Source organism: Candidatus Agathobaculum pullicola, from assembly GCF_052117205.1.
Classification (GTDB): domain Bacteria; phylum Bacillota; class Clostridia; order Oscillospirales; family Butyricicoccaceae; genus Agathobaculum; species Agathobaculum pullicola.
Genome location: NZ_JBQKJP010000041.1, coordinates 1 through 25425, shown reverse-complemented (window position 1 = coordinate 25425; position 25425 = coordinate 1). Strand labels below are relative to the sequence as shown.

Sequence of the window (25425 nt, the reverse complement as noted above, 5' to 3'; positions counted from 1 at the left end):
CCGACCCGTCCTTTCAAGCAGTCCCGTATAATCTCGATCTTTTTCTCTATGCTAAGTTTCTGTTTTTGTGGCATAACAATGCTCCCTCCATGATTGACAGTGTTTTATTTCTCTGTCTCTCATAGAGGGAGCATATCAATTCACAGGCAACAAACCCTTTCGATTGCTTGAATTATTCTATCTCATGAAAAATTATCTAACTTTTAGGGATGCTTCACACACTGGCTTTTGACCGGGAAAATCTTATAAATTTTAGCCGGTCTATTGGCGGAGAGCAGTTCATTTTACAGTGCATTCCTATTTTATCAGTTACTGTGAGAGGCAATCACATCGCTCATATCATACATGCCGGCCTGCATGCAGCCAGCCATAAAGGCGGCAGCGTCCACCGCACCAACTGCAAATACTTCTCGGGAAAGTGCAGTGTGCTTGATTTCAATGATTTCATCGCGCCCACAGAACAGTACGCTATGCTCACCAACGATTGTGCCGCCGCGGATAGTAGAAATGCCGATTTCGTGTGCTGGGCGCTTTGAACGGCGCTCATGGCGATCGTAGACATATTCTGCGTCATAGGGGAGTGCGTGCGCTACAGCGTCAGCCAACATCAGTGCAGTGCCGGACGGCGCATCCAGCTTTTGATTGTGATGCTTCTCAATTATCTCAACATCGTAATTTTCTCCGAGTACTGATGCAGATTGGCGAAGCAGTTCTATCATCAGATTGATACCAATAGACATATTACCTGAACGGAAGATCGGAAACTTTGCGGATGCTGTCCGAATATTCTGGAGCTGTTCCGGCGAGTGACCGGTCGTGCAAATAACAATCGGAGTGTTATGCTGCTCACAATAGGCCAGTAAATGCTCGGTGCTCGAAGCATTGGAAAAATCTATAATGACATCGCATTTGCCTGAAAACTCAAAGGGGTCGGCATAAACCGGGAAATCGGCATGCCTCTCTGTGTTGATATCAAAACCGGCAACAATTTCCATATCCTGTTTGCTTGCGACAATATCACTGATGACACGGCCCATCCGGCCATTGCAGCCGGAAAGTGCAATTTTTAACATCTTTTTAAAACTCCTTTATGGCAAGGGGATCAAATCTTGCAGCCTGCGGCGACCAGTTCCTGACGAATCAGTGCAATATGCTCTTCGGTTGGCTCAACAAGCGGCAATCGCAGTGCGCCGACATCCCAACCGAGAATTTCCATTGCCTTTTTAACCGGGATCGGATTGACCTCACAGAAAAGCGCATCAATCAGATTGTGATACGCAAACTGCATTTTTGCCGCCTCCGGATAACGGTTTTGCAGGCACAGCTGTGTCAGGTCATGCGTTTCCTGCGGTGCTACATTAGAAAGTACGGAGATAACGCCCTTTCCGCCAAGTGCCATGAGCGGTACGATCTGGTCGTCATTACCGGACCATACATTAAGAGCATCACCGCACTTTGCCATGGAGGCTGCAATTAGACTAAAGTTTCCAGATGCTGCCTTGAGACCATTGATGTTCGGGTGCTTGGATAGCTCATACAGCGTGTCGGCAGTAAAGCAAACTCCGGTACGGCTGGGAACATTATACAGGATAATCGGCAAATCACAGCTATCGGCAATTGCGGTATAGTGTGCAATCAGACCACGCTGAGTGGTCTTGTTATAATACGGGGTAACAGAGAGGCCGCCGTCTGCGCCGCATTCCTTGGCAAATTTGGTCAGTTGAATTGCGTAGTCGGTATCGTTGGAGCCGACACCTGCAATCACCGGAATACGATGGTTGACGTATTCACAGCACCAGGCTACAACTTCACGATGTTCCTTATCGTGAAGGGTAGAGGATTCACCGGTCGTGCCGCAGACGATAATCGCGTCTGTACTGTGTTCGATTTGGTAATCAATAATGCGGCCAAATTCTTCATAATTCACTTCACCGGTAGATTTGAACGGCGTGATAATGGCAACACCGGCGCCGGTAAAAACAGGATTCTTCATAAAAATAGCCTCCTTTAGCGGTCCATATAGCCTTCGGCACATAGCAACTCCGCCATCAGTACGGCACCGCCGGCTGCGCCGCGCAGTGTATTGTGCGACAGGCTGACAAACTTATAATCATACAGAGCATCTTCACGCAGACGGCCAATCGAAACGCCCATACCACCTTCCAAATCGCGGTCAAGCTTGGTCTGCGGGCGGTTATCTTCTTCAAAATAAGTCAGGAAATGCTCGGGAGCAGAGGGGAGTCGCAATTCCTGTGCGCGGCCCTTGTAACTGCGCCAACGCGCAATCATCTCTTCTTTGGACGGTTTATTTTTGAATCTTACAAATGCCGCCGCCATATGTCCGTCGGAGCAGGCAACGCGCAGACACTGCGAGGTAATGACAGGGGAGGTAGCCGGTTCGATATGGTCGCCTTCAATATGGCCCCAAACCTTCATCGGCTCCTTTTCACTCTTTTCCTCTTCTCCGCCAATGTAGGGAATGACATTGTCGACCATTTCCGGCCAAGTATCAAAGGTCTTACCAGCACCAGAAATCGCCTGATAGGTGCAAACGGCAACCTCGGTTGGTTCAAAATCCAAAAGCGCGGACAGCGCCGGTACATAACTCTGGATGGAACAGTTGGATTTAACAGCGATAAAGCCGCGTTTAGTACCAAGACGCTTGCGCTGTGCAGGAATGATTTTGGCGTGATCGGCATTGATCTCGGGAATAATCATAGGTACATCGGGCGTCATGCGATTTGCGGAATTGTTAGAGCAAACCGGACATTCCAGCTTTGCATATTTTTCTTCCAAAGCACGGATCTCATCCTTTTTCATATCTACTGCACAGAAAATGAAGTCAACTTTGGACGCGATTTCCTCTGCATCGGCGGTGGCATCGTACATAACCATATCTCTATATTTTTCTGGCATCGGAACAGCCATCTTCCATCGGCCTTCACAGGCTTCGGCATAGGTTTTGCCTCGGTTGCGCGCGGAAGCGGCGAGCGCTACTACCTCAAACCAAGGATGATTCTCTAAAAGAAGCGAAAAACGTTGTCCTACCATGCCAGTTGCACCGACAATGCCTACCTTGTAGTGATTCATTTTCATCAAATCCTTCCAAAAGATTTACTAAAAAATTGATTTTTTGCATACTGGGAGAAACAAAGAAAAATACCGGTTGAAAAACCGGTATGATCTATACTATAATAGAAAGAGTAGACAGGCCACAGCTTTCTAAACAGAATAGCTCTCCACCGGCATTTCTGCTGATGACAGACGCAGGGATATTCTCCGGAACGTCCAGCACAGCCTTGCCGCAACAAGAACCGGCTTCGGCGGAAGACCCTTTCTCGGCTGCTTAACGGGTTTACGGACCCTACCAGACGATACTGATGAAAACCGCGCCTCTATCTGTGAAAACATACTTTTCGTTCTTATTGTAAGGTAAGGCAATTTATTTGTCAATAGAACGCACAAAAATTTAGAAGGAGTTGAAATAATGAAAAGGATTGTTTCCTTGTTGCTTTGTATCATCGTATCAGTTGGAGGATTGTGTACGGTCCCTGCCTCTGCGGTAGATACCAATGTTATACTGCGCGTTGGCTTGACAATCAGCGGTGTAAGCAGTTTTGCAGACCCTAAGCTGGAAAATGTATCCGGTGAGGCGACTGGTTATATCATTGGACAAATGCAGGGAACTACGTTTTCCGGCAATACATCAATTTCTTCTTCTCAGGTGACGATTCAGTTAGTAAATGATGCTTTTCAGGTGAGTGACACTGCGACCGGAAAAGTGCTGTATACGTCGCAGCAGGGAGAGGATCATCTGGCGATCCGTCCGAACAGTGCATTGACCTGGTTTAAGGGCTATAAATGGAATGGCGACTTTGTATATCGGCGTGCCACCGGTAATAACCTTACAGTTATAAACTATGTCGGTCTGGAAGATTATGTGAAGGGTGTTTTACCATATGAAATCAGTGCAGATTGGCCGGCAGAGGCGCAGAAAGCGCAGGCAGTATGTGCACGTTCCTTCGCGCTTGGCACGCACAAGCATACGAGCAGCGGGTATGATTTGTGCAATACCACGAATTGCCAGATGTATCTCGGTACAAATCTTGCTACCGCCGCATCAGATGCCGCGGTAGAAGCGACGCGCGGCGAGTATTTGGCTTATAATGGTGAACTGGTCATTGGGTATTTCTTCTCTTCGGACGGTGGCGCTACGGAGGATGCAGCCAATGTTTGGGGAGGCGACTATCCTTATCTGCAAGGCAAGGTTGATCCATATGAAACCTATGACAGCTCCTGGAGTGTGACCTTGACCGCTGAAGAGATACGACAAAAACTACTGAATGCAGGCTATACGATTGGTACAGTTGCTAATGTTGCAGTGACAAAGCGTACAGATGCCGACAATGTCAATGAGGTTACAGTAACCGATACGGATGGGAAAAAAGTGACCATTCAGCGTGACAGTGTGCGCACGGTTTTTGGATTAAACAGTATTCGTTATACCATCCAGCCCAATACGGCTAATGCAGCCTCTGCTTTGCTGCCGCAGAGTACAAGTATAAAAATCAGTCCGTCTACGCACAAAGTGATGTTGGACGGGCAATCGGTTACCCCGCAAGGCTACAACATTGAGAATAATAATTACTATAAGCTGCGCGATATTGCTTACATATTAAACGGCACAGACAGCCGGTTTAATATAACGTGGGATTCTGAAAACAGCCAAATTGTGCTGACCAGCGGTAAGGCATATCAGGAGGTAGGCGGAGAAATGTCCGATTCGGTGTCCTCGCAGATTACAAGCTGTGTACCGTCAAATGCAACGATTGTTCTGGACGGGAAAACGGTATCTCTGACAGGCTATCTGGTCAATGCCAATAATTATTATAAATTGCGTGATGTAGGTAGTGCATTAGGTTTTGGCGTGGATTACGATGCGGACAGCCAGACTGTTGTGATTGCTTCCGATTCATCTACATCAGGGGATCCGGAAGGTCCGGCCGTGCCGGATATAACTCCGGAGCCTGCTGTGCCACCTGCCAGTTATACTTTTACCGGTTCGGGCTGGGGACATAGTGTGGGTATGAGCCAGTGGGGCGCGTATGCGATGGCGAAGCAAGGCTTTACCTACGAAGAAGTTCTGAAATTTTACTATACCGGTATTTCGATTGCCGGTTGATGAACCTACCATAAAGGAGGCGCATGGCATGGGTGCTCCGCGTGAGCACCCATGCTTTTACAATGAAAAAAAGCGATTTTTATTTTGATTTGCCGGAGCGTTTGATTGCACAGCACCCGCTGGAGCAGCGGGATGCGTCACGTTTGCTTGTACTTGACAGAGCCGACGGTTCGGTGTCTCACCGTCACTTCCGGGATTTGCTGGAATATGTTCAGCCGGGTGACTGTATGGTGTTTAACAATTCTCGTGTTATACCGGCACGTTTGATGGGGCATGCGGTCGGCAAAACAACGCCGATTGAAGTTCTTCTGCTGACCGACAAGGGAAACGGCCTATGGGAATGTTTGACCCGTCCGGGACGCAAAACACGCGAAGGTGTGGAGTTGGTTTTCGGTGATGGAATATTGACCGCTACGGTGGAGTCAGTGCAGCCGGATGGAAACCGCTTGATTTGTTTCCATTATGATGGTATTTTTTTGGAAATTCTCGATAAGCTCGGTACCATGCCGCTGCCACCTTATATCAAGGAGAAGCTGGATGATCCGGAGCGTTATCAGACAGTATATTCTAAAATGCCCGGTTCTGCCGCGGCTCCGACTGCGGGACTGCATTTTACACCTGAGTTGCTCAATAGTTTGCAGGAAAAGGGTATCAGACTGGCGTTTGTGACGCTGCACGTTGGGCTTGGCACGTTCCGTCCGGTAAAGGAAGATGAAATCACGGACCATGTGATGCACTCAGAATACTATATCATGGATGAGCAGACCGCTGAGCAGATTAACAACACTCAGGAAAATGGTGGAAAAATCTGGGCGGTTGGAACGACGGCCTGTCGCACGTTGGAAACGATTGCGGATGAAAGTGGAAAGGTGCAGCCGCAATCGGGCTGGACGGATATTTTCATTTATCCGGGATATCGTTTCAAAGTGGTCGATCATCTGGTGACTAATTTTCATCTGCCAGAAAGCACTTTGATGATGCTCATTTCTGCCTTTGCCACTCGTGAAATGATTATGGAAGCCTATCGTGAAGCGATTGAAGAAGAATATCGGTTTTTCTCCTTTGGAGATTCTATGATGATTTTTTAAGGTAAGACGAAATATAGACGGCGTTGCGCCGAAAATGAAGAGGGAATTATGCAAATCGGAACATTTGAGTTGTTAAAAACCGAGGGAAATGCCAGAAGAGGCGTGTTCTGCACGGCGCATGGCACCGTGCAAACGCCGGTGTTCCAAAATGTTGGAACCGCCGGTGCTATTAAGGGGGCCGTCGACGCGTTTGATTTGAAAGAACTGGGCTGTCAGATTGAGTTATCCAATACCTATCATCTGCATGTGCGCCCGGGAGACCAGATTATAAGACAAATGGGCGGCTTGCATCGTTTTATGCGTTGGGATGGGCCGATGCTGACTGATTCCGGTGGATTTCAGGTGTTTTCACTTGCGACGCTTCGAAAAATCAAAGAGGAAGGTGTGACCTTCCATTCGCATGTGGACGGTCGAAAGATCTTCATGGGGCCGGAAGAAAGTATGCGTATTCAATCCAACCTCGGTTCGGATATTGCAATGGCTTTTGATGAATGTATTGAGAATCCGGCACCGCGAGAGTATGTTAAGAACTCGATTGACCGTACAACAAGATGGTTGGGACGATGCAAGACCGAATTGGAGCGTCTGAACAGCCTGCCAGACACAGTCAACCCGCATCAAATGCTGTTTGGTATCAATCAGGGTGGCACCTATGATGATCTGCGTATTGAGCATATGCAGCAGATTGCCGGGATGGGTTTACCCGGCTATGCCATTGGCGGTCTGGCAGTTGGTGAAAGCACCGAAGTAATGTATCATATTTTGGATGTAGTGCTGCCGCATGCACCGGCGAATAAACCACGCTATCTGATGGGGGTGGGTACACCGTCCAATATTATAGAGGGCGTTGCCAGAGGCGTGGACTTTTTTGACTGCGTTATGCCGACAAGAAATGCGCGCCACGGGCATTTGTTCACGCATAACGGTATTCTGAATATTATGAATGCCAAATATCAAACGGATGATCGCCCCATCGAAGAGGGCTGCCAGTGCCCGACTTGTCGTAGGTTCTCGCGTGCGTATCTGCGGCATTTGCTCAAGAGTGGAGAAATGCTGTCGCAGCGCCTATTGGTGATTCATAACCTTTGGTTCTATAATCATTTGATGCAGGAAATTCGAGATGCACTGGACAATGGCATGTTTGCTGCGTTCCGTGCAGAGTATAGCGAGAAAATGAGCAAACGAATTTAATAAATATAATCCGGATTCCTTGTGTGAGTCCGGTTTTTCTATTCATATTTCCTCATTTCACGGCATACTTTGTTTTGAAATGGGGTTTTGCTGTGCGAATTCAGAAAAAGACCATCCTATATGCAGCAGGTGTTTTGGCGTGCGGGAATATTGTGCTACAGGCACTCGGATTCCTGTATCGTGTTCTGCTCAGTCATTATGCAGGTGCGGAAGGCCTCGGTGTCTACCGTCTGGTGAATTCCGTTTACTTGGTTTGCAATGCCGGATGCTTGTCCGGCATCACTATGGCGTGTTCTAGATTGAGTGCTGCAAGCGAAGCGCGAGGCGAACGGGGCAAAATTGGTATGATCCTGCGTTTGGCGTTTCTTGTCTTCCTTTCTGCCTGCCTGTTTTGTGGAGCGTGTTTGTTGCTGGGAGGAAAGTGGATTGCATCTGATATTTTGGGTGATGGTCGGTGTGCACGTGCGTTTCCATTTATGCTGCTTTGCCTTGCGCTGACCGGTATAGAGAATATCTTCAAATCACTATTCATTGGTTTGGAGCGGATGCAATACGCGGCAACTTCTGAGGTTTGTGAGCAGGTAATTCGTATTGCCACGGTTTGGTTTTTGCTGTACCAGTATCAAGGCGAGGACTATGGCACCATTGCCATGCTGATATTTGCCGGCATGGTCATCAGCGAAGTGTTCAGTGCTGCTTTTTTAAGTTTTCTGTTTCGACATTGGAAAATGCAAGGAGTCAGACATGCTCCGTTGGAGGGCGAAACTGTACGTCAGTTTTTCTTCATTGCGCTTCCCGTTTCCGCATCGGCTCTGATAGGCAATGTGATTAGTTCGGCCGGATCCATCTTGCTGCCCAAGCGGCTGATGGTTGCAGGGCTAAGTTACGAACAGGCATTGTCCGCACTGGGTGTCCTGTCGGGAATGGCAATGCCGCTGCTGCTGCTTCCCATCGCCTTGGTCAGTTCGGTTTGTACTGCGCTGTTACCGGCTATAACGGGGGCGCAAGCCACCGGAAATAGTAAACGGGTACGGGCTTTAGTGGGCAGAGCCATAACAACGGTTGGCCTGATTGCGGTACCGGCAACTGCTGTTTTGATTCCGCTTGCACCCAAATTAAGTGTGCTGTTTTTCAGGCAATCACTGAGTACACTCTATGTATCCCTATTAGGCGCCACAGCCATAGTCTGCTATTATCAAATGGCATCCGGCAGCTTGCTCAATGCACTTGGTTTGCAGCATTGGAATGTAATAATCTCGGTTGGCGCAGAATTGTGTCAGGTTTTTCTAATGTATCGTTGGTGTGCTTTCCCGTGGCTGGGCATATATGGATACCTCATTGCCATGTTGCTCACTGGAGCTGTAGCATTTTTGCTGAATTTTATCATTCTCTATCGGAAAGTGGGATTTTCACTGCGGCCAATTCGACGCTTTGGTGTTCCATTCTTTTGCGGTGCAGCACTGTTTTTCTGGACGCGCGTTTTCCATCAGGTGTTTTCTCAGATTTGCTATTCCGACATAGCAGTGCTGGCGTGTACCATAGTCAGTGTGGGAATACTCTATATCATCGTACTGCGCCTGATGGGAATTCGCTTGCTATATTATTTATCCAAACGAATCGAAAAACCGTATTTACCTGGACTGCATATGTGGTAAATGGCTTGACAAATGTGGATGAAACCGATAAGATAAACACATAATATGACGGCTCCTGCCCGCGCTTTCGGCAGGAGCCTTTTTGCAGGAGAAAAGGGGAGTGCATGACATGGAATTAACCATGTGTTGTCCGACGTTATTCGGACTGGAAGGCATTGTGGCGGATGAGTTGCGTTTTGGCGGCAAACTAAGTGATGTATATGCCGAAAATGGTCGAGTGCTGTTTGAGGGAGACGAAAATACGCTGGCATGGGCAAATTTGAATCTGCGCTGTGCGGAGCGTGTATTGATTCGGCTGGGCATGTTTCCCGCTAAAACATTCGACCAATTGTTTGAGGGAGTGCGTGCACTGCCATGGGAGCAGTTTATTCCAAAAGACGCTGCGTTCCCAGTGAAAGGACATAGCTTGAATTCTGCGCTGCACTCGGTACCGGACTGCCAGAAGATTATAAAAAAAGCAGTGGTATCCCGACTGGGGGAATACTATCATCAAAGTTGGTTCGAGGAAAGCGGCGTAAAATATCAAATTCAGTTTGCGATCATGCGAGATACTGCCGAGATATATCTTGACACCTCGGGGGTCGGCCTCCATAAGCGCGGCTATCGTGCCAACAGCAACGCGGCGCCGCTGCGGGAAACACTGGCAGCGGCACTGGTGAAAATAGCTCGCTGGCGGGGGAGAGAACCATTTCTCGATCCGTTCTGTGGGTCAGGCACGATTGCAATTGAGGCTGCAATGATTGCACAGCGGCGTGCGCCAGGCCTGATGCGTGCATTTGATGCGGAAAAATGGACCTGTTTTGATGCGTCTGTCTGGCGTCAAGCCCGGGAAGATGCCATCGGCATGGCTGATAGCAGCGCACATTTCGATATAGTCGGCAGCGATATTGATTATTCCTGCGTACAGTTGTCGATTGAGAATGCACGCAAAGCGGGCGTGGCTAATACGGTATTTTTTGAACAAGCAGATGCTGTTACACGGAATTATATGCGCAATGGAGTGCTAATTGCGAATCCGCCGTATGGAGAGCGGCTGCTTGATCTGAAGCAAGCGGAGGCGCTGTATCAAAAGTTTGGTCGTGCAGTTGAAAAATCGCCAATGAAGCAGTATATTCTCAGTTCAGATCCGTTATTTGAACGCTGTTTTGGGAAAAAGGCGGATAAACGGCGAAAACTCTATAATGGCATGCTTAAATGCGAACTTCACATATACTTTAAGCACTCGAAGTATCAAGTTGCTAACTGAAAAAGATATGTCTGATTAATTCATAAAAAATTCATAAATTTTTTGACGTATTTTCCAAAAAACCTCTTGCCAATTAGAAAAAGTTGATGTAATATAATACTCAAGTTAGCACTCCGGTTGCATGAGTGCTAAACTGTGGCTTTGTTAATATTATTTATCATAGGAGGCATCCGTTATGAAACTCAAACCCCTTTGCGATCGTGTTGTGATCAAGATGGTAGAGGCAGAGGAAACCACTGCCAGCGGTATCATTCTTACTGCGTCTGCGCAGGAAAAACCGCAGGTTGCTGAGATTATTGAGGTTGGCCCGGGTGGCGTGGTAGATGGCAAGGAAATCAAGATGGAAGTCCAGAAGGGACAGAAGGTCATCACCGGCAAGTACACCGGCACTGAGGTCAAGCTGGACGGCGAGAAGTATATTATTGTTCGCCAGAGTGATATTCTTGCAATTGTTGAGTAAGAAGCAGTATTTCAGGAGGTAATATATCATGGCAAAGCAGCTTATTTATGGCGAGGATGCGCGCAAGGCACTGCAGCGTGGCATCGATCAGCTCGCTGATACGGTAAAGGTTACGATTGGTCCGAAGGGCCGTAATGTCGTACTGGATAAGAAGTATGGCGCGCCGCTGATTACAAATGACGGTGTGACCATTGCGAAGGAAATCGAGTTGGATGACCCGTATGAGAATATGGGTGCACAGCTGGTCAAGGAAGTTGCAACCAAGACCAACGATGTGGCCGGTGATGGCACCACAACGGCAACCGTTTTGGCGCAGGCGTTTGTTCGCGAGGGCTTGAAGAATGTAGCGGCAGGTGCAAACCCGATGGTGATGCGCCGCGGTATCTCCAAGGCTGTCAATGCGGCAGTGGAAGCCATTGCTAAGAATTCCAAGACCGTGGACGGCACCAATGACATCGCCCGTGTTGGTGCGATTTCTTCCGGTGATGATGAGATTGGCAAGCTGATTGCAGAGGCAATGGAGAAGGTATCCACTGACGGTGTGATTACGGTTGAGGAATCCAAAACTGCAGAAACCTATTCGGAAGTTGTCGAAGGTATGCAGTTTGACCGTGGCTATGTTACTCCCTATATGTGCACCGATACCGAGAAGATGGAAGCAAATCTGGATGACGCACTGGTGCTGATCACCGATAAGAAGCTCTCCAACATTCAGGAATTGCTGCCGATCCTGGAGCAGGTTGTCAAGTCTGGCAAGAAACTGCTCATTATTGCTGAGGATATTGAGGGCGAGGCTCTGTCCACCCTGATTGTCAACCGTCTGCGCGGCACTTTCACTTGTGTTGCAGTTAAGGCACCGGGCTTTGGCGATCGTCGTAAGGATATGCTGCGCGATATCGCTATCCTGACTGGCGGTACCGTAATTTCCGAGGAGGTCGGCATCGAACTGAAGGATGCAACCATGGATATGCTTGGTTCTGCTCGTCAGATTAAGGTAACCAAAGAAAACACTACAATTGTGGATGGTGCTGGCGACAAGCAGGCTATTGCAAATCGCGTAACGGAAATCCGTGGCGCAATCGAGCGTACAACTTCTGATTTCGACCGAGAGAAGCTGCAGGAGCGTTTGGCTAAGCTGGCTGGCGGTGTTGCAGTTATCAAGGTTGGTGCAGCTACCGAGACCGAAATGAAGGAAAAGAAGCTGCGCATTGAGGATGCGCTGAATGCAACGCGCGCAGCGGTGGAAGAAGGTATTGTTGCTGGCGGCGGTGTTGCATACGTCAATGCAATTGCAGCGGTTGAAGTGCTGGCTGAGGCTGCAGAAGGCGACGAGAAGACTGGTATGCAAATTGTTGCACGTGGTCTGGAGGCACCGATGGCGCAGATTGCGTTTAACGCTGGCATTGAAGGCGCGATTGTTGTTGATAAGATCAAAAATTGCGGCAAGGTTGGCTATGGTTTTGATGCAGCTACCGAGACATATGGTGATATGATTTCCAACGGTATTGTTGATCCGACTAAGGTGAACCGCTCTGCGCTACAGAACGCGGCTTCGGTAGCGTCCATGGTTCTGACCACTGAGAGCTTGGTTGCCGATAAGAAGGAGCCTGTGGCACCTGCTCCGGCAGCTCCGGATATGGGCGGCATGTACTAATACTACCCAGAAATGCTTAAAAAGCGGCACTCACAATTGTGGGTGTCGCTTTTCGATATCTATGAATGGTGTTAATGATATCTTTTATTGATAAGTTAGGAAGATTAGAACACTTGCGCAAAACTTAGAAAACCATATTTTTTATGCGAAACAATTGGGAAATGGATATTGAAATGTGGAATTGTCCCTTGAAATGAATATGATGCTGTAAATCCATGAGAAACAGGTAGTGTCAAGAGTTTTGCGCAAATTGGTTTGCAGTCCCTGGCATGAATGATGTCAGCCAGCAATGGAGGCATCCTCAGTAGCAGCCTCCAGATGCTTCATATTCATGTACTTCTTGTTGCCCCACTGGGTGCCGGTCACATGGCGCAGTCTGGCACAGACAAGCATAAGGGCAGAGTTGCCGTCTGGGAAACTGCCCACCACACGAGTGCGGCGGCGGATCTCCCGGTTTAGCCTCTCAATAACGTTGTTGGTACGAATACGGGTCCAGTGTTCGCTGGGGAAATCGCAATAGGTCAATGTTTCCTCAATGCCATTCTCTACCTTCTTGGCGGCCTCCTTCAGTTTCATGGAACGCAGTTCCTGTACCACGGCCTTAGCTTTTTCTCGGGCAGCTTTCTTGCTCTCCTGAGCATGGATCGCTTTGAGCATCTTGGCTACCAACTTCACCTTTGAGCGAGGTGTGACAGAGAACACATTGCGGTAAAAGTGGACGGTACACCGTTGGTATTTGGCCTCAGGAAACACCTCTCCCACGGCTTCCAGCATACCAAGACACTTGTCGCCAACGATGAGTTTCACGCCGTCCAGACCACGGCCACGCAGCCACTGGAAGAAGCTGATCCAGCTGGCCTTGTCTTCCTTCATACCCTCTGCGGCACCCAAAACCTCACGATATCCATCTTCATTGACCGCAATTGCCACAAGAATGGCTACATTTTCAAATTCTCCACCCCAATTGCGGCGCAGGTGGATCCCATCCACATAGACGCAAGGATACCGCTCACCTTGCAGAGGACGGTTCCGCCAATCTTCAATGTGGACATACGCTTTCTTATTCAGCTCACTGATGGTGGAGGGAGAAACCTTGCTGCCCCCAGAGGGCCTCGGTGATATCCTCCACACGCCGGACGGATACACCTGCCAGGTACATCTCAATGAGGGCCTCTTCCACGCTGCTCTCCCGGCGGCGATACCGCTCAATAATGGCAGTTTCAAAGGAGATTCCCTTGAGCTTAGGCACCTTGAGAGTGACATCCCCGGAAGTGGTGGTGAGGTTGCGACTATAGTGGCCGCTGCGGTAGCTCTGGCGCTGCTCATTGCGCTCATACCGGGCAGCCTGGGTCAATTTCTGAGCCTCGGCTTCCAGCAGCTCATTGAGGGTTTCCTCTACGCTGCCTCGCACCAGTTCCTTGAGCTGCCCCTTGATAACTTCCTCGTTTAGCTGTACAATCTTCTCGGACATGGTTTGCTGTCTCCTTTCAGAATGGTGTGTCTCGACTTCATTCTACCAGAGATCTGCAAACCATGTCTTTTTTGTTTTTGCGAAACTTATTCTACCTGACCGAGAAACACATATTTAAAAAGGTGTTAAAGATGATAAAAAACATTTTATAAATCATTTATGATTTTGGCATTTTCCATGCCGCGCTGCAAAATCTGTTGGTATATGGTGGGAATCTGATGGATACCTTGATGCTCGGCTTGGCTGCTCGATCTTTTATCAAATGACCATGCGGTCATTGCCCATGGACAACAGTATTTTAAAATCATCTGTTTTATGTATATTATTATAGTGCTACCAATATTTTGGTCGCTTCGCTCAATTGGCATAGTCAAAATTGGTTATATCATTTCGGGTTCCACATTAATCATCAATGTATGTCTCAATTATTTCCTGATCTATGGCAAGGTATACTTTCCCGAAATGGGAGTACGCGGTGCTGCAATTGTAGCACTGGTATCGCGATGCGTAGAGTTGTTGATTGTTATTTATAATTTGAAATACAAGGAGTATAAGCTTAATTTGACCTTAACGAAACTACGCCGCATTGATATTAGCTATGTACAAGACTACACCCGCGTTTTTACGCCTGTCCATATCAATCAGGCTCTATGGGGGCGGAACATTGACCGAACGGGCAGATGAATTATCTATGCAGTTCATGTTGGTGCTTTCTATCACAACCGTTGGCACGTCTTATCAGATGGCTTGTGATAACGGCGTCATTCGAGGCGGGGGGCGATACGGCCTTCAGTGCGAAGATGAATTTAATCAGCATGTGGCTGAGTCTTGTACCATTTTCTGCGATGGCGGCATTCTGGTGGAAGTGAGCGCCGGTTGTAGTGTTTTCTTGCTCAAATGGGATCAGCTGTATAAGGCAATTCCGGTAGTGATTCGACTGCGCAGCTGGAAATGGGTGAAAAAGGTCACCCGACCGGATGCGACATAATGAACTGAATATTTCTCATTCTTCCTCCTGAAAAAACGGCCTAATGGTCGGTTTTTCTGTTGACAAAAAAATATAAAATGATATACTTTTATAAGAACAAATATGATAATGCGATGAGGAAACGAGTTTTTCGGCATCTGGCATATAGCGAGAGGGGAGAGTGCAAGCCCTTTGCCAAACCGGAGGACAGCCACTTCCGAGCAGTCTGTGAAAGCAGACCGTCTGATCCGCGATATCCGATCACTAAGATGCGTCATCAGCGGCGCAAATTAGGGTGGTACCGTGGAAGAATGCTTTCGCCCCTAAAGAGTGGGCGGAAGTTTTTTTGTTATGTAAACTAAAATTTGGAGGATAAAAATATGCAGTACAGAAGTCTGAATGAGCTGCGCGAAATGTATCTGAAGTTTTTTGAAACCAAAGGACATCTCCGCCTGCCGAGTTTTTCGCTTATCCCACAGAACGACCCATCGCTTCTGCTGATCAATTCCGGCATGGCACCGATGAAGCCCTTTTTCACTGGAGAGCAGGAGCCGCCGCGCCATCGTGTTACCACCTGTCAGAAGTGCATCCGCACCGGCGATATCGAAAATGTAGGTAAGACAGCACGTCATGGCACTTTTTTTGAGATGCTGGGTAATTTCTCTTTCGGTGATTATTTTAAAAAAGAAGCCATCGCATGGAGCTGGGAATTTCTGACCAGCCCGGAATGGGTTGGCATTGATCCGGATCGTCTGTATCCGTCTATCTATGTGGATGATGATGAGGCGTTTGAAATCTGGAATAAGCAAGTCGGAATTCCTGCGGAGCGTATCTTCCGATTTGGCAAGGAGGATAATTTCTGGGAGCATGGCTCTGGTCCGTGCGGCCCGTGTTCGGAGATTTACTATGACCGCGGTCCGGAATACGGCTGTGGCAAGCCGGGCTGTACGGTCGGTTGTGACTGTGATCGCTATATGGAGGTCTGGAATAACGTATTCTCACAGTTTGATAACGATGGCCACGGCAACTACACTGAACTGAAGCAGAAGAACATTGATACCGGTATGGGTCTGGAACGCTTGGCATGCGTGGTGCAAGGCGTGGGTTCGCTGTTTGATGTGGATACCGTACGCAACATCACCAACAAAGTTTCCGAAATTGCCGGCAAGCATTATGGTGACAGCGAAAAGACCGATGTTTCGCTGCGCGTGGTAACAGATCATATTCGTTCGACCGTTATGATGATTTGCGACGGTGTTATTCCATCTAACGAGGGCCGCGGCTATGTGCTGCGCCGCTTGCTGCGCCGTGCCGCACGTCATGGTAAGCTGCTTGGTATTGACCGCCCGTTCCTTTCTGATGTAGCAACGACCGTGATTCAGGAATCGGGTGGAGCTTATCCGGAGCTGGTTGAGAAGCAGAAGTATATTCACAAGGTTATTGAAAACGAAGAAGCAAGCTTCAATAAGACGATTGACAGCGGTCTTTCCATCCTCAACGAGCGTATCGCAGCGGCAGACGGTAAGGAACTGCCTGCAGCTGATGCATTCCAGCTGTATGACACTTATGGCTTCCCAATCGACCTGACTCTTGAAATTTTGGAAGAACAGGGCATGACTACCAATCGCGATGAGTTTGACCGCCTGATGAATGAACAGCGTGAGCGCGCTCGTGAGGACCGCAAGAAGATGGGTGATTTGGGCTGGCGGAGTGAGGATCTCGGCCTGGATAAGTCTATTAAGACCCGCTTTGATGGCTATGAGACGCTGGGAGAAGCGGCAAAGGTGCTGGCCATTGTCAATGAGGGCGAACCGTCCGGTGCCGCTGCCAGGGGCGAAAAGATTACCGTCGTGCTCGACCATACGCCGTTCTATGCGGAAATGGGCGGCCAGATTGGCGACCATGGTATTCTGGAAGGCAAAAACGGCGTAGTATCCGTTTCTGACGTACAGAAGACCAAGGATGGTAAATATATGCACATTGGTGTTGTGACCGAAGGTGAAATTTCGGTAGAAGATGAGGTGCAGGCTAAGGTGGATGCGGAATACCGACAGGCCATCTGCCGTGCGCATACTTCAACTCATCTGCTCCAGAAGGCGCTGCGCAAGGTGCTGGGTGATCATGTCGAGCAGGCAGGCTCCTATACGGCTAATGACCATATCCGTTTTGACTTCACACACTTTGCGGCGCTGACACCTGAAGAACTGGCGCAGGTCGAGACGCTTGTCAACGAAGCGATTCTGGCTGGCAGCCCGGTTATCACCGAGGAAATGTCCCTTGAGGATGCCAAAAAGAAGGGTGCAATGGCACTGTTTGGTGAAAAATACGGTGCGGTTGTGCGTGTCGTTCAGGCGGGTGATTCCATCGAGCTGTGCGGCGGCACGCATCTGGATAATACGGCCAAGGCGGGTGCGTTTAAAATCATTGGTGAAGCATCGGTTGCAGCCGGTGTGCGTCGAATTGAAGCAGTGACCGGTAAGGCGGTACTGGCTTATCTGAATGAACGTCAGCAGCTGTTAGCGGATGCGTCGGCAGCACTTAAAACTTCGCCGAATGAGCTGCCTGCCAAGATTGAGCAGACGGTGGGCGAGTTGCGCGCAATGACCAAAAAGATTGACAAGCTCAACAGCAGAGTGGCATCCATGCAAATGGTGGATTTGCTGAATATTTCGCGTGATGTCAAGGGCGTGAATGTCGTTGCCAGCAAACTTGAAGATGCAACTGCGGATGTCCTGCGCACAATGGGGGACAGCATTAAGGATAAGGCACCGAATATGGTTGCTGTTTTGTCCGCTGTGAATGACGGGAAGATTAGCCTGCTGTGTGTTTGTGGTGTGGAGGCCGTTAAGAAGGGCGCCCATGCTGGAAAGATTATCAAGGAAGTGGCTAAGATGGTTGGCGGCGGCGGTGGTGGCCGTCCGGATAGTGCAACTGCCGGCGGCAAGCAGCCGGAAAAACTGGAGGAAGCATTGGAAGCGGTCAACAATATTGTTGAAGCGTTGCTCTAAATCCGTTATAATGAAAACACAGAAAGGAGCGGTTTGAATGGAAGATTGTCTGTTCTGCAAAATCGTTGCGGGGGATATTCCCTCGAAAAAGGTTTATGAAGACGAATTGTGCTATGCTTTTTATGACATTGATCCACAAGCGCCCACACATTTTTTGGTCATTCCCAAGCAGCATATCCAATCGGTGGCTGCAATAGATTCTTCCAACAGCGCCATTGTGGCACATTGTTTTGAGGTAATCGCTAAAATTGCGGCGGATATGAAGATGGATAGTTTTCGCGTGGTTTCCAATATCGGAGAACAGGCGGGACAGAGTGTATTTCATCTGCATTTCCATGTGCTTTCTGGCCGTGATATGACTTGGCCTCCGGGCTGAATACGCAAGAAGTGGCCTTACCGCCACTTCTTTTTTCTCATCAAACAGGGAAGGGGGATAATATGCGGGAGCGTCCACTTGTTTTTCTGGTTCCAGAAGCGGCTATGGCCATATTTTGTTCAGTATGTTTAGATATTTATATAAAGCCTAATCTCTCCCTTTTGCTCCTGTCCCTTTCTTTAGCCGCCGCAGGTGCATTGATAAATTATGAGAAGTTGTTTACGCTGTGCTGCATGTTGGCAGCCGCGTTTCTTGCACTGACTGGATTTTCCGCATATCGATCTATTTTTGTAGATCCCGTTCGTATGCTGGCAGGCTCTCATGCCGAAATTACAGCAACTGTACTACAGGATGCTGTAGTATATGATGATAACCAGAGAGCAGAATTATCTGTAAATGATAATACTATTCTACAGCGCAGCTTTCGCATGTATTGTTATTTGCCGCTGACTGAAACGCCGCTTTATGCTGGCGATCGAATTAAAGTCAACGTTGGATTTTATCTGCCTGGGAATTTAGAGGGATTTGATCGTGCAGCATATCAGGCATCGGAGGGATGCTATATTACTGCTTCGTATACAAAGAACGAAGACGATACACCAATGTCGTTCGCTGTGCTACAGACAGAGAACGGTTCACCACGTTGGATTCCGCAGCGCATCGCACGCTTTTGCAAACAGGCGATAGAGGATGCCTTGCCAGAGCGGGAAGCTGGTTTGCTAACCGGCCTCATGATTGGCAACAAGGATGCCATCTCCTCTGCAGACGCTATTTCTCTGCGTATTGCAGGACTCAGCCATCTGGTTGCTGTTTCCGGGCTTCATGTTGGTTTTCTGGTTGCGTTTTGCTATTTACTATTCGGACGAAGACTCGGTACCTATCTATCTGTTCCGCTCCTTCTTCTGTTCGTGCCGATCGCAGGTGCGTCGCCGTCGGTGATTCGTGCTGCTATTATGTATTTGATAGCAGCTGGTGCGTTCATAACCAAACGGGAATCGGATACACTGAATTCCTTGTTCGCAGCACTTGCCCTGCTGCTCATGCAAAACCCGTATGCAATTGCCGGTTTGAGCTTGCAACTGTCTTTTGCGGCAACGCTTGGATTGGTTTTACTCGCCGGAAAGATGCAAACGCGTATGCTCCGTCCATTTCATGATCTTCCGAAACCCCTTTACAGACTTCTATCTTTTATTGTCGGCGCAGTATCATGTACCATTTGTGCGACCATCTTTACCGCACCAATACTGCTTTCTTCCTTTGGCTACATCTCGATTCTATCTGTTCTTAGTAATTTGTTAGTGGTTGGCGTAACTGCCGTATGCTTTATCGCGGGTTTTCTAATTTGCATATCTTCAGCAATTTGCCCGGCTGTACTGCCTGTCTTGTCCGCAATCACACAACCTCCGCTGTATTATATCCTATGGGTAGCAGAGCGCATATCGAATCTTCCGTTTGGGATGGTAAGCTGGGGGGATGGCTTTGGGCTTGCGGCACTATTTCTTTGTTTTACAGTTATTCTTTCTTGGCTGATAATAGGTAATCGCATTAAATGGAAATTTGCTATGCCAATTGTGTGTTTGTGCTTAGTCATACTCAGCGGTTTGAGCACTTATCAATATCAGCGGTCTTATCGTGTGACCTATTTACCCTGCGGAACGGGGCAAGCTATCCTTGTTTCTGATACAACACAGGCAACACTGATTGATTGTGCTGGAGATGGCGGCTATCGAGATGCCGCACAGATGGTACAAGAATGGATGCGCTATCACAATATTGACCATATTGATACCCTGATTTTGACAGCAGTAGATCGAGGACACGCACGTGATCTACCAACGCTACTGCAAACGGTTTCTGTAAATCAGATTTTGATACCAGTTGGGAGTAAATCAACCAAGTATAATTCGGATTTGCTGGAGCTTTGTGAACAGGTGGACGCACAGGAAATCAGTCAAACCAAGACACTGGATACCGGTGCGGCTCCGATCACCGTTTTTCCTGTAGCAGATGGGAAGATGGGTGTGCAAATTGCAAGCGAAGTTTTGATTTTGCATAGTCCAACCCAAAAACAGTTGGCAGCCTTTTTAGAATCATCGTCGATTTTCGCATCGGAAGTTGTTCTTTCGCAAAGAAATATGGAGGACGATGAATTGTTAACGCAAGCATTAGATGCAATGGGCGCAGAGAGAATAATTGTACAAGCTGGATTTGGTGAAGTCGTGTCTGAATATCATGGACTATCTGTAGAAAGTCCCTATGTAACCGGAGAAATTGTGCGGCAGTTTGTGAAGGAGTGAAAACATGCCACAGGAAAAGACTAAATCCAACGGAAAATCGCAGCTACTTCAGAATTTGAAAAACGGGACTTTTACATCGCTGTATGTGATCTTCGGCGAGGAAAGCTATTTAAAAGAATATTACTTGCAGCAGCTCCGGGAGAAAGTCATTGATCCCACATTTGCAGATTTTAATCGGATTGAATTAGAGGGGAAGGGGCTGACTCCGGAACAGCTTACCGAGGCGGTAGACAGTTATCCTGCGATGTCGGGAAAAAAATTAATTATTGTGACTGATTTTGATTTGTTCAAACCGCCTGCTGCGTTCTCCGACATGCTGCCCGCATTACTGGAAGATTTACCAGACTATGTTTGTCTGGTGTTCTACTATGATATTTTAGATGGCAAACCAGACAAACGAACAAAGTTATATAAGACGCTGCAAAAGATCGCTTGTTTTGTGGAGTTCACTCACATGGAAGAGCGTGAACTGGTTGCGTGGTTGGAGCGACGCGCCCGTGCGCTTGGTTGTGCCATCTCGCCGGAGGATGCGTCGTACATGATTTTCCTTTGTGGGAATTCTATGACCAATCTGGCGGGAGAGATGGAGAAGGCTGCAGCTCATACCACTACGGGGGAAATCAAAAAATACAACATTGATGCGGTCTGTTCACCGATTTTGGATGCTGTGGTTTTTGATTTGACCGATGCTATAACAGCAGGAAAATTTGAACGCGCAGTGTCTTTAGTAGGTGATTTGATTGCACAGAAGAACAATGAAGTAATGATTTTTACGACAATCACACGCCATATTCAGCGCTTATATGCGGCAAAACTTTGTTTTGAAGCGCGTGCAGGGGAAAAACAGTTAATGGATATGATTGGCTCTAAATCTCCATATTACGCCAAGCAGTTACAAAGCGCAGCACGACGTGTATCCCTAAAATGGCTGCGTCAGATTGCTTCTCTGTGCGCACAAACCGATGCAGCGCTGAAGGGCAGTGCGGTGGAGCGTCAAAAACAGATTGAATTAACGCTGTTGTCCATGGCATCTGCACTGAAGGAGGGATAAAGTGATACGGGTTCGTGAGGCCATTGTGGTAGAAGGCCGTTATGATGCAAATACAGTCCGTCAGGTTGTGGATGCGGTTGTTCTTGAAAGCGGGGGCTTTCGGATCTTTCATGATAAGGACCAGCTCCGCTTACTGCGAAAAATTGCGTCATCACGTGGCTTAATTGTGTTAACGGATAGCGATGGGGCTGGTTTTGTCATTCGCAATTATATAAAAGGGGCATTACCGTCTGGAAGTGTGAAGCAAGCCTATATTCCGGATGTCACCGGCAAGGAGCGACGCAAACGTCATGGTTCAAAGGAAGGAAAGCTGGGGGTAGAAGGAATGCGCCCGGAAGTTATTTTAGAGGCGCTACGTCGTGCAGGCGCTACCTTTGAGGAACAAACAAATTCCTCCACACGGGATAAAAAGATCATTAGTAAGGCGGATTTTTTTGCATGGGGCTTATCCGGTCAACCGAACAGCGTGAAACGTCGTACAGAAGTGCTCAAAGCATTGGATTTACCATCCCATATGACGGCCAATGCGCTATTGGAATTTATAAATGCAGTTTCTTCCCGGGAGGAAATGGAAGAGATTATTAAAAGAATATCCGTAGGGGGTTGACAAGTATGGCAGATACGCCTATAATATATATTATAAATGAATAGTTCTGTTTCAGGGCGGAGTGAAAGTCTCCACCGGCAGTATACGGGCGATTTGTCCGATAGTCTGCGAGCCGAAAGGCATGATGGGTGTGAATCCCAACCGACGGTTATAGTCCGGATGAAAGAAACAGGTGTATTTCGGTACGTCTGCATGCCCTTGGAATGTTCCAAGGGCTTTTTGTTACCCCAGCCAAACAGAACTCCTTGCAAAGGAGAAAATACCTATGACAAAAACCAGTAAAATTACGTATACCGCAGTATTTGCAGCGATTGTTACCGTTTTAATGTATTTTGAATTTCCCATTCCATTCATGCCCCCGTTTCTTAAGGTGGATCTGTCAGGGGCTGTCGTTTTGATTGGAGCATTCATTTTCGGAATAGGTCCGGCCATTACGATGATCGGGATTAAGGATCTCATTCATTTAACACAGAGCCAGACAGCAGGCTCTGGTGAATTGGCCGATTTCTTAATGTTATCAACGCTGGTTATAATTGCTGTACTTATTTATCGTGCACATAAGTCTAGAAAAATGGCGGTTGTAGGCTGTCTGTGTGGTTCTGTGGCCATGGCAGCTATGGGCATGCTGACGAATTACTGCCTGATCATCCCGTTTTATGTTAATGGAATGGGATGGAACTTGGATGCCATTTTTGACATGTGCCAAGCGGTCAACCCTGCTATCAATGGTATGGGGGCATACCTTTTGTTGGGGATTTTACCTTTTAATCTGATTAAAGGTGTGATTTTGACCATCATAACAATGGTCGCATACAAGAAGCTCAGCGTTTTTATCAAATCAAAACAGATTGCAATCCATATGCGACAAGAGGCAAACTGATATCTAAATAAGATGGGGGACATGGACGGAAAAAACGTTTATGTCCCCTTGTTTTTATGATGGAGGTTGTAATGAATAATAGAAAAAGATGGATACATGCAATTCTGCTGTGCGCGGTTGGCATTGGAATAGCCAGCTTGCAGTGTGGTTTGGTGACGCGATATTATACGCTGGAAACCGATAAATTGAAAGAGGGGCAGGGGATGCGTCTTTTGATGCTTTCTGATTTGCACAGCTGCATTTACGGAGAGAATCAATGTCAGTTGATAGAGCGAGTTATCCGTGAGCAGCCGGATTGTATTTTGCTGTGTGGAGATATCGTGGATGATAAGATTTCTCGTGATGGAGCAGAACAATTATTGCAGCAAATTACCCAAATTGCACCTTGCTACTATGTATCGGGTAATCATGAATTCTGGAGCGAGCAAGCGGAAGAAATATTTGACATGATTGAACAATATGGTGTTCACGTCCTGAGGAATGAACAGCGGACAGTAACAATAGATGGCGTCAGCTTTATCCTGTGCGGCGTGGATGATCCTGCCTCAACAGGGACTCGACAGGCTCGCTCATACGGAGCGTCAGAAGAATATCGGCATGTTTTATCAAAGTTCCAAAATCTGGACGCAAAGCAGTTGTGTGTGTTGTTAGCACATCGGCCTGAATATATCACAGAGTATGCAAAGTATCCATTTGACTTGGTATTGTGCGGACATGCGCATGGTGGTCAATGGCGTATCCCATATCTGCTCAATGGTTTGATTGCGCCGAATCAGGGCTTTTTTCCGAAATACGCTGGTGGCCAATATACCTGTGGCAGCATGACTGAAATCGTCGGTCGTGGCTTAGCACTTGATTGGAAGCCGAGAGTGTTCAATCCACCGGAAATTGTAGTGGTTGAGGTGAGTGGTACAGAAGAGCGAACAGCCTTCTAGATTCAATATATATAATTATACAAAAGAAAAGTTTTGTATAATTAAGGGCGGTAGGATTTTAAAATATCACAGTCACTCCGGATATACAGGATGGCCTCGCATATCTAGGGTTTGTTCATTGCACGCAACTTCAAACGGATGATTATACAAAGGAGCAGTACTTCATATCAATACGGAGTGTGCATCATGATTTGGCAACAACACAGCTGCGGTTTGGTCGTTAACTGTTACCAGAAATCCGGATACTTCATCAATAGATAGCCAGAATTCCACGCATTATTGCTTGAATGGCCACTGATGTGATGTCCAGAGCATCCAGAGCTTCCTGTTCGTCCACGGCGGCATAGACCGCCTTCAAAGGGGCTTCAGGTCCTGTAGGACACATACCTGCTGGAATTGCGTAGCTGGTGGATGATGCAGTTCTGGATCTCGGTCTGTGGGAAGGTGGCGTGGATCACCGTATCAAATCCCGCCAAATTGTCGGTGCAGGTAATGAAAATATCCTCTACGCCCCGGTTTTCAGGCCATTGAGGACAGCGGCCCAAAACTTGGCGCTCTCGTTTTCGCCAACCCACTCCCTAAGACGTCTTTCCGGCCATCCAGGTTGACCCCAATGGCAATGTACACTGCTTTCTTTACGATCTGCCCTTCGCTGCGGACATGATAGTGGATTGCATCCAGAAATACCACGGCGTAGATGGGCCACAAAGGCCGTTGCTGCCACTCTTTGACGATGGGCAGAATTTTGTCTGTGATTCGGCTGACCGTGCTGTCCGAGACGGAAATGCCGTAGATGTCTTGAATGTGAGTCTCAATATCTCCAGTGCTCATACCCTTGGCGTACATGGACAGGATTTTCTCCTCTATGTCCTAACTAATGCTGGTTTGGTTCTTTTTCAGCACCTGGGGCTCAAACTCCCCCTTCCGGTCTCGGGGAATCGACACATCCACTTCACCAAAGCTGGTACGCAGTCTCTTGCCGCTGATGGATACTTTGGATGATCCAGCGTGTTGCATTTATGATCGGGTTCTTCGGGAACCTCTGCTGTATGACCATGCCAATTCTCCAGTCCGGCGTTCCTGCGTTCATGCCAACGGTAAAGGGTGGACTTGCTCGGATATCCCAACCGTTGGATTACCGCATATACAGATCCCCTCTTTCAGCGCAATTTCTTCCTGTTCTTTCGTATACATTCAGTCGTCTCCTTTTTCCCAGAGTCCAACTTTCTGTCCGCCCCCTGTCTCTTGGTGCTGTCAAGAATTATGCGCAAAAATGTTTGCAGATTCTGGCTGAATGAGGTCAGCCGGCAATAGAGACGTCTTCCAGAGCCGCCTCCAAGTGCTTCATATTCATGTA

19 protein-coding genes, 2 pseudogenes and 2 riboswitches are annotated in these 25425 nt (G+C 47.8%); of the genes and pseudogenes, 16 read left to right on the top strand and 5 right to left on the bottom strand.

Features of this window, described 5'->3' with window-relative positions; all coding sequences use genetic code 11:
* Nucleotides 1-305: 305 nt before the first annotated feature.
* From dapB to asd, 3 genes are read right to left on the bottom strand one after another with little or no spacing between them, the layout of a single operon-like run.
* Entirely contained in the window at nt 306-1073 is a 768-nt protein-coding gene (gene dapB / locus ACTQ3V_RS12440) for a 4-hydroxy-tetrahydrodipicolinate reductase (RefSeq protein WP_441467791.1), read from the bottom strand.
* Nucleotides 1074-1102: 29 nt separating this feature from the next.
* Nucleotides 1103-1993, bottom strand: coding sequence for a 4-hydroxy-tetrahydrodipicolinate synthase (dapA, locus tag ACTQ3V_RS12435; RefSeq protein WP_441467790.1), 891 nt, complete (start codon nt 1991-1993; stop codon nt 1103-1105).
* A 14-nt stretch (nt 1994-2007) separates the two neighbouring features.
* Nucleotides 2008-3090, bottom strand: coding sequence for an aspartate-semialdehyde dehydrogenase (asd, locus tag ACTQ3V_RS12430; RefSeq protein ID WP_441467789.1), 1083 nt, complete (start codon nt 3088-3090; stop codon nt 2008-2010).
* Between the two features lie 134 nt (nt 3091-3224).
* Nucleotides 3225-3406: riboswitch (Lysine riboswitch) on the bottom strand.
* Nucleotides 3407-3487: 81 nt separating this feature from the next.
* On the opposite strand from asd, the gene ACTQ3V_RS12425 reads away from it, so the two are divergent.
* The 7 genes from ACTQ3V_RS12425 to groL all read left to right on the top strand — a co-directional run bounded on the left by ACTQ3V_RS12425 (nt 3488) and on the right by groL (nt 12476).
* Complete coding sequence (locus ACTQ3V_RS12425; protein WP_441467788.1) at nt 3488-5182, top strand: SpoIID/LytB domain-containing protein; 1695 nt, start codon at nt 3488-3490, stop codon at nt 5180-5182.
* A 62-nt stretch (nt 5183-5244) separates the two neighbouring features.
* Nucleotides 5245-6270, top strand: coding sequence for a tRNA preQ1(34) S-adenosylmethionine ribosyltransferase-isomerase QueA (gene queA, locus ACTQ3V_RS12420; protein WP_441467793.1), 1026 nt, complete (start codon nt 5245-5247; stop codon nt 6268-6270).
* 48 nt (nt 6271-6318) lie between these two features.
* Nucleotides 6319-7461, top strand: a complete 1143-nt coding sequence (gene tgt, locus ACTQ3V_RS12415; RefSeq protein ID WP_441467787.1) for a tRNA guanosine(34) transglycosylase Tgt — start codon at nt 6319-6321, stop codon at nt 7459-7461.
* A 92-nt stretch (nt 7462-7553) separates the two neighbouring features.
* A complete protein-coding gene (locus ACTQ3V_RS12410; protein ID WP_441467786.1) occupies nt 7554-9116 on the top strand; it encodes an oligosaccharide flippase family protein in 1563 nt (520 codons plus the stop codon).
* Nucleotides 9117-9225: 109 nt separating this feature from the next.
* On the top strand, nt 9226-10362 hold the full coding sequence (locus ACTQ3V_RS12405) for a THUMP domain-containing class I SAM-dependent RNA methyltransferase (protein WP_441467785.1): 1137 nt from the start codon (nt 9226-9228) through the stop codon (nt 10360-10362).
* Nucleotides 10363-10537: 175 nt separating this feature from the next.
* Entirely contained in the window at nt 10538-10822 is a 285-nt protein-coding gene (locus tag ACTQ3V_RS12400; RefSeq protein WP_110436870.1) for a co-chaperone GroES, read from the top strand.
* A 28-nt stretch (nt 10823-10850) separates the two neighbouring features.
* Nucleotides 10851-12476: a chaperonin GroEL gene (gene groL / locus ACTQ3V_RS12395; RefSeq protein ID WP_441467784.1), complete on the top strand. Its 1626-nt coding sequence runs from the start codon at nt 10851-10853 to the stop codon at nt 12474-12476.
* Between the two features lie 279 nt (nt 12477-12755).
* Here the strand turns inward: groL and ACTQ3V_RS12390 are convergent.
* A pseudogene (locus ACTQ3V_RS12390) lies at nt 12756-13947 on the bottom strand (IS256 family transposase).
* A 243-nt stretch (nt 13948-14190) separates the two neighbouring features.
* Between ACTQ3V_RS12390 and ACTQ3V_RS12385 the strand changes: the two are divergent.
* From ACTQ3V_RS12385 to ACTQ3V_RS12345, 9 genes are all read left to right on the top strand, one after another.
* Nucleotides 14191-14631, top strand: coding sequence for an MATE family efflux transporter (locus tag ACTQ3V_RS12385; protein WP_441467792.1), 441 nt, complete (start codon nt 14191-14193; stop codon nt 14629-14631).
* Nucleotides 14612-14935, top strand: coding sequence for a hypothetical protein (locus ACTQ3V_RS12380; protein ID WP_441467783.1), 324 nt, complete (start codon nt 14612-14614; stop codon nt 14933-14935). Before ACTQ3V_RS12385 ends, ACTQ3V_RS12380 begins: the two co-directional genes overlap by 20 nt.
* A gap of 359 nt (nt 14936-15294) precedes the next feature.
* Nucleotides 15295-17922 (top strand): alanine--tRNA ligase, encoded by a 2628-nt coding sequence (gene alaS, locus ACTQ3V_RS12375; RefSeq protein ID WP_441467782.1) that lies wholly within the window; start codon nt 15295-15297, stop codon nt 17920-17922.
* Nucleotides 17923-17959: 37 nt separating this feature from the next.
* Nucleotides 17960-18298 (top strand): histidine triad nucleotide-binding protein, encoded by a 339-nt coding sequence (locus tag ACTQ3V_RS12370; protein ID WP_441467781.1) that lies wholly within the window; start codon nt 17960-17962, stop codon nt 18296-18298.
* A gap of 62 nt (nt 18299-18360) precedes the next feature.
* Nucleotides 18361-20595 (top strand): ComEC/Rec2 family competence protein, encoded by a 2235-nt coding sequence (locus tag ACTQ3V_RS12365; RefSeq protein WP_441467780.1) that lies wholly within the window; start codon nt 18361-18363, stop codon nt 20593-20595.
* Nucleotides 20596-20599: 4 nt separating this feature from the next.
* Nucleotides 20600-21646, top strand: coding sequence for a DNA polymerase III subunit delta (holA, locus tag ACTQ3V_RS12360; RefSeq protein WP_441467779.1), 1047 nt, complete (start codon nt 20600-20602; stop codon nt 21644-21646).
* A gap of 1 nt (nt 21647) precedes the next feature.
* Nucleotides 21648-22253, top strand: a complete 606-nt coding sequence (locus ACTQ3V_RS12355) for a ribonuclease M5 (protein WP_441467778.1) — start codon at nt 21648-21650, stop codon at nt 22251-22253.
* Between the two features lie 43 nt (nt 22254-22296).
* Nucleotides 22297-22428, top strand: a riboswitch (FMN riboswitch).
* A gap of 90 nt (nt 22429-22518) precedes the next feature.
* Nucleotides 22519-23133 carry an ECF transporter S component gene (locus ACTQ3V_RS12350; protein ID WP_441467777.1) on the top strand — a complete coding sequence of 205 codons (615 nt, stop codon included), beginning with the start codon at nt 22519-22521 and terminating at the stop codon, nt 23131-23133.
* Nucleotides 23134-23204: 71 nt separating this feature from the next.
* Nucleotides 23205-24068: a metallophosphoesterase gene (locus ACTQ3V_RS12345; RefSeq protein WP_441467776.1), complete on the top strand. Its 864-nt coding sequence runs from the start codon at nt 23205-23207 to the stop codon at nt 24066-24068.
* Nucleotides 24069-24372: 304 nt separating this feature from the next.
* On the opposite strand, the pseudogene ACTQ3V_RS12340 reads toward ACTQ3V_RS12345, so the two are convergent.
* Nucleotides 24373-25052: pseudogene (locus ACTQ3V_RS12340) on the bottom strand (IS256 family transposase); the annotation flags it as partial.
* Between the last annotated feature and the right edge of the window lie 373 nt (nt 25053-25425).

Coding starts and splice junctions, on each gene's coding strand:
- dapB (WP_441467791.1), bottom strand. CDS start 1,073: ATGTTAAAAATTGCACTTTCCGGCTGCAATGGCCGGATGGGCCGTGTC.
- dapA (WP_441467790.1), bottom strand. CDS start 1,993: ATGAAGAATCCTGTTTTTACCGGCGCCGGTGTTGCCATTATCACGCCG.
- asd (WP_441467789.1), bottom strand. CDS start 3,090: ATGAATCACTACAAGGTAGGCATTGTCGGTGCAACTGGCATGGTAGGA.
- ACTQ3V_RS12425 (WP_441467788.1), top strand. CDS start 3,488: ATGAAAAGGATTGTTTCCTTGTTGCTTTGTATCATCGTATCAGTTGGA.
- queA (WP_441467793.1), top strand. CDS start 5,245: ATGAAAAAAAGCGATTTTTATTTTGATTTGCCGGAGCGTTTGATTGCA.
- tgt (WP_441467787.1), top strand. CDS start 6,319: ATGCAAATCGGAACATTTGAGTTGTTAAAAACCGAGGGAAATGCCAGA.
- ACTQ3V_RS12405 (WP_441467785.1), top strand. CDS start 9,226: ATGGAATTAACCATGTGTTGTCCGACGTTATTCGGACTGGAAGGCATT.
- ACTQ3V_RS12400 (WP_110436870.1), top strand. CDS start 10,538: ATGAAACTCAAACCCCTTTGCGATCGTGTTGTGATCAAGATGGTAGAG.
- groL (WP_441467784.1), top strand. CDS start 10,851: ATGGCAAAGCAGCTTATTTATGGCGAGGATGCGCGCAAGGCACTGCAG.
- alaS (WP_441467782.1), top strand. CDS start 15,295: ATGCAGTACAGAAGTCTGAATGAGCTGCGCGAAATGTATCTGAAGTTT.
- ACTQ3V_RS12370 (WP_441467781.1), top strand. CDS start 17,960: ATGGAAGATTGTCTGTTCTGCAAAATCGTTGCGGGGGATATTCCCTCG.
- ACTQ3V_RS12365 (WP_441467780.1), top strand. CDS start 18,361: ATGCGGGAGCGTCCACTTGTTTTTCTGGTTCCAGAAGCGGCTATGGCC.
- holA (WP_441467779.1), top strand. CDS start 20,600: ATGCCACAGGAAAAGACTAAATCCAACGGAAAATCGCAGCTACTTCAG.
- ACTQ3V_RS12350 (WP_441467777.1), top strand. CDS start 22,519: ATGACAAAAACCAGTAAAATTACGTATACCGCAGTATTTGCAGCGATT.
- ACTQ3V_RS12345 (WP_441467776.1), top strand. CDS start 23,205: ATGAATAATAGAAAAAGATGGATACATGCAATTCTGCTGTGCGCGGTT.